The organism is Pseudomonas sp. UBA5568 (assembly GCF_002425525.1).
Taxonomy (GTDB): domain Bacteria; phylum Pseudomonadota; class Gammaproteobacteria; order Pseudomonadales; family Pseudomonadaceae; genus Aquipseudomonas; species Aquipseudomonas fulva.
In genome coordinates, this window is sequence record NZ_DIMK01000019.1 from 236 (window position 1) to 13216 (window position 12981).

Genomic DNA, 12981 nt, shown 5'->3' on the forward strand with positions numbered 1-12981 from the left:
CCTGCAGTTGGGCAACGATGCATCGGTCAAAGTCACCGATACCATCGACGAAGTTGTGGCGAAGCTGACTGCGACCGATTCTGTGGCCGAAGGTGGTCAGATCACCTACACCGTGACCCTGACCAACAAGGACGGCTTGCCAATTGACAAGCATGGCGCGCTGACCTTCACCCTGGACGATGGCAAAACCACCATCACCATCCCGGCCAACGGCACGACCGGCTCGGTCACCGTCGCCGCACCTGACAACGTCTACATCGGCGCCAACGACCCGGTCGTCAAATCGATCGCGGCGGTCAGCGGCCCGGATGTCTGGAAGTTCGAACAGCTCACCCTGGACAAGACCCCGGTCAGCACCGCAGTCACCGACGAGCCAGGTTCGGGTACGCCAGGCAATGACAACCAGGGTGACCTGGTACTGGTGAACATCGTGGCCAACCAGGTCTCGGTCAACGAAGCCACGCCACCCCTGTTCACGCTGACCCTGAACCGCGTGCTGGACAAGGACCTCACGGTCACCCTGAGCAACAACGCCACTGTTGTGTTCAAGGCCGGCGAGACCAGCAAGTCCTATGTCGCACCTGCCCAGGGCGATGACGTCTTCAAGGACGAAGGCAAGATCCAGATCGGTATCGTCAAGGCCCAAGTGCCGAATGCTACCTTCGAGAATCTGGTGCTGGGCGCGCCTGCATCGGTCGATGTCACCGACACCATCAGCAAAGTCACTGCGGTGCTGGCTGTGGATAACACCTCGGTCGTCGAAGGCGGGAAGATCACCTACACCGTAACCTTGATCAGCGAAGACAGCGACCTGCCGGTCACTGGCCACGGTGGCGTGACCGTCACCTTGACCGGTGGCACCCAGGTATTCATCGCCGCCGGCTCTGCTACTGGCACCGTCACCATCAATGCGCCAGATGACGTGTACGTCGGCGGCCAGCCTGCGGTCACCAAGTCGATTACCGACATCACGGTCGCAGGCGCCAAGCAATTTGAAAACCTGGTGGCGGACAAGTCGCCGGTTACCACGACCGTGCACGACGAACCTGCCGGCCAGGGCGACCTGGTGCAGGTCAATATCGTCGCCAATCAGGTGTCGGTGAACGAAGCCACTGCGCCGACCTTCACCCTGAGCCTGAACCGCGCACTGGACAAGGACCTGACCGTTACCCTGAGCAACAACGCCACCGTTGTGTTCAAGGCTGGCGAGATGACCAAGACCTACACGGCTGCTGCGCAAGGCGATGACGTCTTCAAGGACGAGGGCAAGATCGAGGTTGGCATCGTCAAGGCAGAAGTGCCGAACGCCACCTTCGAGAACCTGGTCATTGGCGGCCCGGCTTCGGTCAACGTCACCGACACGATCAGCAAGGTCACTGCCGTGTTGGCTGTGGATAACACCACCGTGACCGAAGGCGGCAAGATCACCTACACCGTGACCTTGGTCAGCGAAGACAACAACCTGCCGGTTACCGGCCATGGTGGCGTGACCGTCACCCTGACCGGCGGCACCCAGGTGTTCATCGCAGCCGGCTCCGCCAGTGGCAGCGTCAGCATCAATGCCCCAGATGACGTGTATGTCGGCGGCCAGCCTGCCATCACCAAGGCCATCACGGATATCAGTGTGGCGGGTGACAAGCAGTTCGAGAACCTGGTGGCCAACCAGTCGCCAGTGACCACCACCGTAACGGACGAACCTGCTGGGCAGGGCGACCTGGTACAGGTCAACATCGTCGCAGACCAAGTGTCGGTCAATGAAGCCACGGCCCCGACCTTCACCCTGAGCCTGAACCGTGCGCTGGACAAGGACCTGACCGTCACCCTGAGCAACAACGCCACCGTTGTGTTCAAGGCTGGCGAGCTGACCAAGACCTACACGGCTGCTGCGCAGGGCGACGACGTGTTCAAGGACGAGGGCAAGCTGGAGATCGGCATCGCCAAGGCTGAAGTGCCGAACGCCAAGTTCGAAAACCTGGTGCTGGGCGCGCCTGCCTCGGTCAACATCACCGACACCATCAGCAAGGTCACCGCCGTGCTGGCTGTGGATAACACCACTGTGGCTGAAGGCGGCAAGATCACCTACACCGTGACCTTGGTCAGCGAAGACAACAACCTGCCAGTGACTGGCCATGGTGGCGTGACCGTCACCCTGACCGGCGGCACGCAAGTGTTCATCGCGGCAGGTTCTGCCAGCGGCACTGTCAGCATCAATGCGCCGGACGACGTGTACGTCGGTGGCCAGCCTGCAATCACCAAGGCCATCACGGACATCACCGTCGCCGGTGACAAGCAGTTCGAAAACCTGGTGGCCAGCAAGGCGGCAGTCACGACCACCGTGACCGACGAGCCGGCTGGGCAGGGCGACCTGGTACAGGTCAACATCGTTGCAGACCAAGTGTCGGTCAATGAAGCCACGGCCCCGACCTTCACCCTGAGCCTGAACCGTGCGCTGGACAAGGACCTGACCGTCACCCTGAGCAACAACGCCACCGTTGTGTTCAAGGCTGGCGAGCTGACCAAGACCTACACGGCTGCTGCGCAGGGCGACGACGTGTTCAAGGACGAGGGCAAGCTGGAGATCGGCATCGCCAAGGCTGAAGTGCCGAACGCCAAGTTCGAAAACCTGGTGCTGGGCGCGCCTGCCTCGGTCAACATCACCGACACCATCAGCAAGGTCACCGCCGTGCTGGCTGTGGATAACACCACTGTGGCTGAAGGCGGCAAGATCACCTACACCGTGACCTTGGTCAGCGAAGACAACAACCTGCCAGTGACTGGCCATGGTGGCGTGACCGTCACCCTGACCGGCGGCACCCAGGTGTTCATCGCTGCCGGTTCTGCCAGCGGCACCGTCACCATCAATGCGCCGGACGACGTGTACGTCGGTGGCCAGCCTGCGATCACCAAGGCCATTACGGACATCACCGTGGCCGGTGACAAGCAGTTCGAAAACCTGGTGGCGAGCAAGACCACCGTCACCACGGCGGTGACCGATGAGCCGGCCGGCCAGGGTGACCTGGTACTGGTCAACATCGTGGCCAACCAAACCTCGGTCAATGAAGCCACGCCGCCTCTGTTCACCCTGACCTTGAACCGCGTGTTGGACAAGGACCTCACCGTCACCCTGAGCAACAACGCCACCGTTGTGTTCAAGGCCGGGGAGACCAGCAAGTCCTATGTCGCGCCAGCTCAGGGCGATGACGTGTTCAAGGACGAGGGCAAGCTGGAGATCGGCATCGCCAAGGCCGAAGTGCCGAACGCCAAGTTCGAGAACCTGGTGCTGGGCGCGCCTGCCTCGGTCAACATCACCGACACCATCAGCAAGGTGACTGCTGTGCTGGCTGTGGATAACACCACCGTCGTCGAGGGTGGCAAGATCACCTACACCGTGACGCTGGTCAGTGAAGACACCAGCCTGCCTGTGACAGGCCACGGCGGTGTGACCGTGACCCTGACCGGTGGCACGCAAGTGTTCATCGCGGCGGGTTCTGCCAGCGGTACGGTCAGCATCAATGCGCCGGACGACGTGTACGTCGGTGGGCAGCCTGCGATCACCAAGGCGATCACCGACATCAGCGTTGCTGGTGACAAGCAGTTCGAAAGCCTGGTGGGCAGCAATACTGCCGTAACCACTACCGTGACCGACGAGCCGAGTGGCCAGGGTGACGTGACCACCGTAGGCATCAGTGGCACCACTTCGCTGACCGAAGGCGAGACGGCGCATTACACCCTGACGTTGAGCAATCCATCCCAGTCCGAAGTGACCGTCACCCTCAGCTACTCGGGCACGGCCAAGAACGGTGAGGACTTCACGGGTGTCACTACCGTGAAGATTCCGGCCAACAGCTCCGGCGTGACCTTCGATGTGCCGACGATCGACGACAAATTGGTCGAAGGCACCGAGAACTTCACGGTCAAGATCGAAAGCGCCACCGGTGGCAACTTCGAGAACTTGCAGGTAAACGGCAGCAAAGGCAGCGTCACCACCGCCATCCTCGACAACGACAACCTGCCGGTTTCCCCAGGCGGTGCCGTGTATGGCGTGGAAGACACCGACTACGTATTCGCCTGGGGGGACTTCAAGGTCACCGACCCGGATGGCAACACCGGTCTGGCCGTGACCATCACCTCGCTGCCGGCTGCAGGCAGCCTCAAGTACTTCAACGGCAGCAGCTGGACCAACGTTACCGTCGGCCAGGTGATCAGCCAGGCCGATATCGCCGCCAGCAAGCTGAAGTTCGTGCCGCTGCTAAACCAGTCTGGCGCTGACGGCTACGGTGGCACCGGCGTGGGCAACCAACAGGCCGACTACGCGCAGTTCAAGTACAAGCCCAACGACGGGACCAACCTGGGCACCGAGACGACCATGAAGGTCGATATCAGCCCGGTGGCCGACATGCCGACCCTGGCCATCGGCAGTGCCGATGTGGTGTCCAAAGGCCTGACCAAGGAAGTGTGGACCACCCTGAAGGACCTGGGCACCAACGGCAATGGCATCACCGGTGATGCACTCAAGACGGTCTTTGCCAACTCCGGCAGCGCCACCTCCAGCGGCACTACCACCAACGTCCAGTCCGACGGCAGCGTGAATGGGGGCAGCGGTTCGAAGACCTCCGGCCTGATCTACCTGGAAGCAGGCAAGACCTACACCTTCAGTGGTACTGCCGACGACAGCTTCCTGGTCAATATCGGTGGCAAGACCGTGGTCACGGCCACGTGGGGTGGCGGCGGCCAGGTGACGGGGTCGTTCACGCCTACGGCGACCGGCTACTACCCGATCGAGGTTTACCACGCCAACCAGTCCGGCCCGGGCAGTTATGACCTGAACATTCAGGTGGGCTCTGGCGGCGTGACGGATCTGAGCAGCGCGAACATTCGCATGTACCAGAACGTGACCGAGATGGCCAACGCTGGCCTGAGCGTGTCCGACGCGCACACGGTCAATGGTCAAACCTACTACGATGGCTACAAGCTCAACGAAGGCCCAGAGAACGGTACGGTGAAACTGGTCGGTATTTCGACCGCCCTGACCGATACCGATGGTTCCGAGACGCTGAACGTCAAGCTGTCCGGCATGCCGGCAGGGTCGGTGGTCAGTGACGGCGCTGGCCATACCGCTACCGTCGGCGCCAGCGGCGTCGATGTGACCGGTTGGAAGTTGGGCAGCCTGACCGTCAAGCCACCGGCCTACTACCAGGGCCAGTTCGACGTGAAGGTCACCTCGACCTCCACGGAGAGCGTGGGCGGCAGCAAGGCAGTCAACGAAGGTACGATCAAGGTCACGGTGTACCCCGATACCTACTCGGCAACCAACCTCACGGCCGACAGCGACACGTTCACCGGAACGGGCGCCAACGAGATCATCGTCGCCGACATCAGCGGCCTGCATGTGGTCCCAGGTCAGAACTACAACCTGGCGTTCATCGTGGACACCTCGGGCAGCATGAAGGACTCCGTGGACCCTGCGCAGAAAGCACTGCAGTCGGTCTTCACCACGCTGTCCAACAGCGTCAAAGGGGCAACGTCCGGCACGGTCAACGTGTTGCTGGTGGACTTCGCTACCCAGGTGAAATCCACCGTGGCGGTGAACCTGTCCGACAGCAATGCCCTGCAGACGCTGAAGAATGCCCTGACGGCCATGACGGCCAAAGGTGGCACCAACTACGAGGACGCCTTCAAGACGACGGCCAACTGGTTCCAGAACCTCAAGGATTCCGGCGTTACCGGCAACAATCAGACGTTCTTCATCACCGACGGCGAGCCAACGTATTACCAGACCGGTGAGCGTGTTAACCCGACGCTGCTCAGCAGCAAGGGCATCATGATGGATGCGTATCTGTCGTCGATTAACTACAAGCTCGGCCAGACCGTGAACGTCTACCTGGACAGCAGCAACGTCCTGAACATCGACAGCGCGGGGAACCTGACGGTTACCCGGTACGGATTCTGGAGCTCGACCCAGACGTTGGCAGGCACACTGCACGCCCAAGGCGACGGCACCTATGAGCTGTCTAGCCTGGCAGGTCAGGGCAGCTACGCCGATGCCGACACGATTACCAACTCCCAGAGTGCGTTCGGGTTGCTCAAAGGGTTGTCGCCTACCATCGAGGCGATCGGCATCGGCAGCGGCGTCAACACCAATGACCTCAAGCCGTACGACTCCGATGGCAATCCGCAGAGCAACATCGATGCCTCCAACCTGGCAAACGCCATCCTGGGTCACACCGAGGCCATCCAGCCTGGTAGTGACACCGTCAATGGTGGCGACGGCAACGACATCCTGTTCGGCGACGTGATCACCATGCCGTCGGTAGCGGGTAACGGTATCGAAGCGCTGCAGAACTATGTGGCGATGAAAACCGGTGTCGATGCCAGCGCGGTGGACAGCAAGGCGATGCACCAGTACATCTCCGAGCACTACACCGAGTTCGATATCTCCGGGCCTAACGGCGGCAACGACATCCTCTCGGGCGGCAACGGCAACGACATCCTGTTCGGTCAGGGCGGCAACGACATCCTCGATGGCGGCAAAGGCAACGACATCCTATTGGGTGGTTCGGGCAACGACACCCTCATCGGCGGCCCGGGTAACGACATCCTGATCGGCGGCAGCGGTGCCGATACCTTCGTCTGGAAGGCCGGTGATTATGGCAATGACGTCATCAAGGACTTCAACCGCTCCGAAGGTGACCGCATCGACCTCAAGGACCTGTTGCAAGGCGAGAAAGGCAGCACCATCGACAACTACCTCAAGCTGTCGACGGTGGAGGGCACCACGACGTTGCAGGTCAGCAGCGAAGGCAAGCTCAACACCGATGGCGGGCTGGCCAATGCTGACGTCACCATCAAGCTGGAAGGCGTGAACTGGTCCAACCAGACGATCAATTCGTTGATCAGCGGTGCCGACCCGACCATCATCATCCACAACAAAGACAGCTGACGGTCCATGACCGGGGCAACCGTAACAGGTTGTCCCGGTGTGCCTTGACCTGGCGCAACTGCCTGGGCAGGCCTTCCGCCACGCACTCCCACAGCGCATACTTTCGCGCCGCACCTACGCGTGCGGCGCTTTTTGCCTATGCTGCTGTCTACCCTGAAGGAATCCATGTGACGAGGGACATCGCCATGTTCTACGTGCAACGCGACGCCGCTGGCCAGTTACAGCGAGTGGAAGCTGCTGCGTTCGACGAATTTACCGAAATGCTTCCGGCCGACCATGCCGACATTCAGGAATGGTTTGCCGATGACGTCGTGGAAAATAGCCTCAATCAGCTCAAACAAAGCGACTTGGACATGATCCGGGTGCTTGAAGACTTGATCGATGTCCTGACCGCCAAAGGCGTGTTCAAGATCACTGACCTGCCACCGGGCGCCCAGGCCAAACTCCTGAACCGTTCGACAGCGCGCAAAGCGCTGAGCAGCCTCAATAACCTGATAGAGGAAGAAGAAGAGGGTGGCCTGATCTGACGCCGAGCTCAGGCACCGACCGAACTATGGTTATGCTTTAAAGGTATTTAAAATATAGTTCTTATGACCTTATAGTTCACTCCACTGCGTACCCGTCGACCAATCGATGCGCCGCACGACTCGAACCCACACGGGAGTCCCCGTGCGTTTCCGATCGTCGCGCGTCATGAAGTCGCGCACTGCGTGGGAGTGAAACATGCCAGCCGCCTTGAACGCCCTGTCGCTCATCGATAGCGCGCCGTCACAACATTTTGATGTCCACCCGTTCGCCGGCGCCGTCGGCGCCGAAATCGTCGGCCTCGACCTTTCCAGGCCGCTCAATGCCCAGGACTTCGCGCGGATTCACCGTGCCCACCTCGATCATCATGTGCTGGTTTTTCGCGATCAGCGCATCACGCCTGAGCACCAGATCGCCTTCAGCCGCCGTTTTGGCGAACTGCAGATTCATGTGCTCAAGCAGTTCCTGCTTGAGGGGCATCCTGAAATCCTGATTGTTTCCAACATCATCGAGAACGGCCAAAACATCGGCCTGGGCGATGCTGGCAAATTCTGGCACTCGGACCTTTCCTATAAGGCACTGCCCAGCTTGGGCTCGATGCTACACGCCCAGGAACTCCCTGACGAAGGCGGGGACACGTTGTTCGCCGACATGCACAAGGCCTGGGACGCAGTACCCGCTGCGCTGCGCACGCTGGTAGCCGGGCGCAATGCCGCTCATTCCTACACCGCCCGCTATGCCGAAACCCGATTCGAAGGTAATTGGCGCCCTGCACTGACAGCCGAGCAACTGGCCCAGGTGCAGGAAGTGGTCCACCCCGTCGTGCGCACCCACCCTGAGACCGGGCGTCAGGCCTTGTTCGTCAGTGAAGGTTTCACCACCCGCATCGTCGGCCTGCCGGAAGACGAAAGCCGGGATGTCCTGCAACAGCTGTATGCCTTGAGCGTGCAGGATGACAACGTCTACCGCCATCAATGGCAGCCCCACGACTTGGTGTTCTGGGACAACCGCTCCCTGATCCACCTGGCTGCCGGTTGCCCTGCACACCTGCGGCGCAAGCTCTACCGCACCACCATCCAGGGCGATGCCCCGTTCTGACGAAAAGGATTCCATCATGCGCAAATCCATCAGCCGCCTGGCGGCAAGCATCGGGCTGGGCGCAAGCCTCATCATTGGCAGCCTGACGGCCCCCTCCGCCGCCCAGGCAGAAGGCAAGATCCGCATCGCCGAACAGTTCGGGATCGTCTACCTGCTGCTCAATGTGGTGCGTGATCAGCACCTGATCGAAAAGCATGGCAAAGCGCAGGGCATCGACATCGACGTCGAGTGGGCACAGCTTTCCGGTGGCTCGGCCATCAACGACGCGTTGCTGTCCGGCTCCGTGGATATCGCAGGCGCTGGCGTAGGTCCGCTGCTCACCGTCTGGGATCGCACCCAAGGGCGACAGAACGTCAAGGCCGTGGCTTCGTTGGGCAACTTCCCGTATTACCTGGTCAGTAGCAATCCGGCTGTGAAGACCATTGCGGATCTGTCCGAAAAGGACCGAATCGCAGTGCCGGCAGTGGGGGTGTCGGTGCAGTCGCGCCTGCTGCAATACGCTGCGGCGCAGCAATGGGGAGATGAGCAGTACAACCGGCTGGACAAGTACACCCTGGCTGTTCCTCATCCCGATGCTACGGCCGCCTTGCTGGCAGGCGGTACCGAACTCAACGGGCATTTCTCCAACCCGCCGTTCCAGGACCAGGCACTGGCCAACAAGAACGTGCACATCGTGCTCGACAGCTACGACCTGCTCGGACCGAATTCGCCCACGCTGCTATTCGCCACCGAAAAATTCCGCAAGGACAACCCCAAGACGTACAAAGCCTTCGTCGATGCCATTGCCGAAGCGGCCACACTCGCCCAGAACGACAAGGCGGCAGCCGCCGATACCTACATCCGGGTGACTAACGCCAAGATCGACCGCGCAAGCCTCATCAAGCTGATCGACAACCCTCGATACGAATTCACCGTCACGCCAAAGAACACCTACAAGCTCGCCGAATTCCTCTACAGGGTCGGCGCGATCAAGCATAAGCCAGCGTCATGGAAGGATTATTTCTTCCAGGATGAACGCCCGTTGCAGGGGAGCTGAGTCATGACTGCGCCATTGCCAGGCCACACGGTCAGCACCTTGATCCACCCCGCAGCACCGCCGTTGCTGAACGTGCAGGGCCTCACCCTCGAGTACCGCACCCGGCAACGGGTGGTGCGCGCGACCCATCAGGTCAGTTTCGAGGTGGATCAGGCTGATCGCTTCGTCCTGCTGGGGCCTTCGGGTTGCGGCAAGTCAACCTTGCTCAAGGCCGTGGCTGGCTTCATCGAACCCTGTGAAGGGCAGATCCTGCTTCAGGGGCAGCCCGTCAGCGGCCCGGGGCCGGACCGAATCGTGGTGTTCCAGGAGTTCGACCAGTTGCCACCTTGGAAGACGGTGAAGCACAACGTCATGTTTCCGCTGTTGGTATCGGGCCAATTGAAGCGGGCCGAGGCCGAAGACCGGGCGCTTCACTACTTGGATAAAGTCGGCCTTGCAGCTTTCGCCGATGCCTACCCGCATACGCTGTCGGGCGGTATGAAGGCGCGCGTGGCGATCGCCAGGGCCTTGGCCACGCAGCCGAAGATATTGCTGATGGACGAACCCTTTGCCGCACTCGATGCACTTACCCGGCGCAAGATGCAGGAAGAATTGCTGCTGCTCTGGGAGGAAGTGCGCTTCACCCTGCTGTTCGTCACCCACTCTATCGAGGAGGCCTTGGTCGTGGGCAACCGCATCTTGCTGCTCTCACCTCACCCCGGCCGGGTACGCGCCGAGGTGCACAGCCACCAATATGACTTGGGCAGCCTGGGTGGCAGCGATTTCCAGGCCAGTGCCCGGCACATACACCGCTTGTTGTTCGATGAAGCTGCTGGCCCCGCGCAGGTCGACGATATTGGTTTCAATGACATCCGCATTGCCTACTGATCAGGAGTTTGAGCCATGACCACAACCTCTGTGCGCCAGGAATACGAGGTGCCGCTAGAGCCCTTGCTCAGTGTGCCTGTGGAACGCGACCTGTCGTTGACTCAGCGCCTCTGGCAGCACGGCTGGCTGCGCAAGGCCGTCATCCTGGTGGTCATCGCCGTGGTGTGGGAAGCCGTCGCCCGTTACCAGGACAACGACCTGCTGCTACCGACCTTCCTCCAGACCGCTGCCGCGTTTTGGGAAGGCCTGGTCAGTGGAGAGTTGCCGGCCAAGGTCGGCGTGTCGCTGGTGATCCTGCTCAAGGGCTACCTGCTGGGCATCATCCTGGCTTTTGGTCTCACCAGCTTGGCTGTCTCGACCCAGCTTGGGCGCGACTTGCTTGGCACTTTGACCTCCATGTTCAACCCCCTGCCTGCCATCGCCCTGTTGCCATTGGCATTGCTGTGGTTCGGGCTAGGCGAAAACAGCTTGATCTTCGTCCTGGTGCATTCGGTACTCTGGGCCCTGGCGCTCAATACCTATGCAGGATTCCAGGGCGTTTCCGACACCCTGCGCATGGCCGGGCGCAACTACGGCCTCAAAGGGCTACGGCTGGTGATGCACATCCTGGTGCCGGCGGCGTTGCCTTCGATTCTGTCCGGGCTCAAGATCGGCTGGGCGTTCGCCTGGCGCACGTTGATCGCCGCGGAACTGGTCTTTGGCGCCAGCAGCGGCAAAGGTGGCCTGGGTTGGTACATCTTTCAGAACCGCAACGAACTCTATACCGACAAGGTGTTCGCAGGCCTTGCGGTGGTCATCCTGATCGGGCTGCTGGTTGAGGGGATTGTCTTCAGCACGCTGGAGCGCCTGACGGTCAAGCGTTGGGGCATGCAGCGCTGAACAGGCAGGCGCTGACGCCGGCCATTGGCCAAGGCCAGTGAGCGCGTCCCTGATCATGGCGTTTGATACTGGGCTGCGGCGTTGCTGAGAATCTTGCCGATCTCTTCGCGCAACTGCGCAGGCTGCTCGACCACCAGCTCATCCCCACGGCTCAATAGCCACCAGCGCAACGAGCTCCCATCGCTCACCGTGGCCCGCAGCCGATGCCCTTGGTCATGGGCGGTCAACTGCATGTCGCTGCTCAGTGGGGCCTCCCTGAGCTGGCGCGCCAGTGGATCGCTGATGCGTGCCACCAATTCGATGCCTTCGCCCGGTGGCGCTTGCAGCGCCTCTCCTTTGAGGTGTGCCAGCAGATCGGTGGTGCCGCGTAGCTCGTTCACCACGCCGGCTGCCCAGTGCCAACCATAGGGGATGCTCTTGTCATTGCGCTCCAGCGGAAAGATCAGCGACAGGTCATTGAGGTCGCGCTCCACGGTGCGCTTGCTGACGGTAAAGCCCAGGTCTCGTAGCCGACAAGCCAGTTCGGAACTGGTGAGCCCTGGAGAACGGCCCGGTAGCTGGCGCAGCAGCGCCCACTGACGGCTGAGGGTGGCGCGAGTGGTGGCGAACGGCAAAAGGTAACGTCCTTGTCTAGGCTTGCCGCTCTAGGATGGCGGCACGCGAGGGGCATGGCAATTGGCCACGGACCGCTCAGATCAAGTAAGTGACGGTTGGTTGCCTGCCACCGAATCGTTCGCGACAGGTTTTGACGTCCTGTTGCGCAGAATCACGCCTCATCACAGCCGAAGGTTGAGGTTGTGCATCGTTCAATGAGGATGAACATGTCTGCTGTCGGCAATATCCATTCGCTGCTCGCCCGCCTGCTTCCGGCACAGGTGATCGTTCCTCCCGCCGTTGCCCGACGCCAGCGGCTGTTTGCAGGTGTCGGCATGCCCAGTCAACGGACGATGCTGGTCAGCCGTCTGGACGAAGCCAGTGACCTGCAAGTGGTCTACCAGGATCTGCGCCTGCAAGCCCTGCAAGGGAACGTCGCGGCGCTGAACGACCTTGGTTGGATCTGGCTCAATGGCAAGTACTGGCGTGCTGATACCGTGCTGGCCGGGCACCTGCTGCGCATGGCGGCGTTGCAGGGCAGTGCCGTGGCCTGGTTCAACCTGGGGCAGCAGCACTACTTCGGCAAAGGTGTCGACCGTTCCTACACCCAGGCCGCCGAATGCTACCGCCAGGCGTTCGAGCGGGGCATGGCGCATGCGGCCGCTGCGCTGGGAGACTTGTACGAAGAAGAAGTGTGTGATGCCCGGATTCAATGGCAAGTCGATCCACAGCTTGCCTACCGATGGTTCCTGCAAGGTGCCGAGCAGGGTGAGGCACGCTGTCGCTTTGAGGTTGGCTACCGGCTGATTCACGGTCTGCATGTGCAACCGGAGCTCAAGCCGGCGTTGTACTGGCTCGAACTGGCGGCCGCTGCAGGTGTGGTGCAGGCAGCGGAAGAACTGGCCGTGCACTTCAGTCGACGCGATCAGGAGCGGTATCAGCAATGGCGCGACCGCGCCGTGCAGATGGGCAGTACCTTGGCCCTGACCATGAAGCTGGAAGACCAGGTTCAGCCCTGAAGCGTTGGTGCAGTTAGCTGCGA

At 61.1% G+C, this 12981-nt stretch carries 8 protein-coding genes; 7 read left to right on the top strand and 1 reads right to left on the bottom strand.

The window, feature by feature from the left end; all coding sequences use genetic code 11:
* The 6 genes from B2S33_RS05370 to B2S33_RS05395 all read left to right on the top strand — a co-directional run.
* The coding region (locus B2S33_RS05370) for an immunoglobulin-like domain-containing protein (protein ID WP_288650034.1) at window positions 1–6940 on the top strand (6940 nt) is incomplete at its 5' end.
* Window positions 6941–7125: 185 nt separating this feature from the next.
* Window positions 7126–7467 (top strand): hypothetical protein, encoded by a 342-nt coding sequence (locus B2S33_RS05375; RefSeq protein WP_023535786.1) that lies wholly within the window; start codon window positions 7126–7128, stop codon window positions 7465–7467.
* A 196-nt stretch (window positions 7468–7663) separates the two neighbouring features.
* Window positions 7664–8563 carry a TauD/TfdA dioxygenase family protein gene (locus tag B2S33_RS05380; RefSeq protein WP_110607277.1) on the top strand — a complete coding sequence of 300 codons (900 nt, stop codon included), beginning with the start codon at window positions 7664–7666 and terminating at the stop codon, window positions 8561–8563.
* Window positions 8564–8579: 16 nt separating this feature from the next.
* The gene (locus tag B2S33_RS05385) at window positions 8580–9599 is read left to right on the top strand and encodes an ABC transporter substrate-binding protein (RefSeq protein ID WP_288650035.1); all 1020 of its coding nucleotides are present in this window, start codon (window positions 8580–8582) and stop codon (window positions 9597–9599) included.
* A 3-nt stretch (window positions 9600–9602) separates the two neighbouring features.
* A complete protein-coding gene (locus tag B2S33_RS05390; RefSeq protein ID WP_088523685.1) occupies window positions 9603–10466 on the top strand; it encodes an ABC transporter ATP-binding protein in 864 nt (287 codons plus the stop codon).
* A 15-nt stretch (window positions 10467–10481) separates the two neighbouring features.
* Window positions 10482–11345: an ABC transporter permease gene (locus B2S33_RS05395; RefSeq protein WP_288650036.1), complete on the top strand. Its 864-nt coding sequence runs from the start codon at window positions 10482–10484 to the stop codon at window positions 11343–11345.
* 53 nt (window positions 11346–11398) lie between these two features.
* On the opposite strand, the gene B2S33_RS05400 is transcribed toward B2S33_RS05395, so the two are convergent.
* A complete protein-coding gene (locus tag B2S33_RS05400) occupies window positions 11399–11959 on the bottom strand; it encodes a WYL domain-containing protein (RefSeq protein ID WP_027914179.1) in 561 nt (186 codons plus the stop codon).
* A gap of 207 nt (window positions 11960–12166) precedes the next feature.
* Between B2S33_RS05400 and B2S33_RS05405 the strand changes: the two genes are divergently transcribed.
* The gene (locus B2S33_RS05405) at window positions 12167–12958 is read left to right on the top strand and encodes a tetratricopeptide repeat protein (RefSeq protein ID WP_104925689.1); all 792 of its coding nucleotides are present in this window, start codon (window positions 12167–12169) and stop codon (window positions 12956–12958) included.
* Window positions 12959–12981: the final 23 nt, after the last annotated feature.

Excerpts from the sequence above, each read along its gene's own strand:
- B2S33_RS05375 (WP_023535786.1), top strand. The coding sequence starts at position 7,126 with ATGTTCTACGTGCAACGCGACGCCGCTGGCCAGTTACAGCGAGTGGAA.
- B2S33_RS05380 (WP_110607277.1), top strand. The coding sequence starts at position 7,664 with ATGCCAGCCGCCTTGAACGCCCTGTCGCTCATCGATAGCGCGCCGTCA.
- B2S33_RS05385 (WP_288650035.1), top strand. The coding sequence starts at position 8,580 with ATGCGCAAATCCATCAGCCGCCTGGCGGCAAGCATCGGGCTGGGCGCA.
- B2S33_RS05390 (WP_088523685.1), top strand. The coding sequence starts at position 9,603 with ATGACTGCGCCATTGCCAGGCCACACGGTCAGCACCTTGATCCACCCC.
- B2S33_RS05395 (WP_288650036.1), top strand. The coding sequence starts at position 10,482 with ATGACCACAACCTCTGTGCGCCAGGAATACGAGGTGCCGCTAGAGCCC.
- B2S33_RS05405 (WP_104925689.1), top strand. The coding sequence starts at position 12,167 with ATGTCTGCTGTCGGCAATATCCATTCGCTGCTCGCCCGCCTGCTTCCG.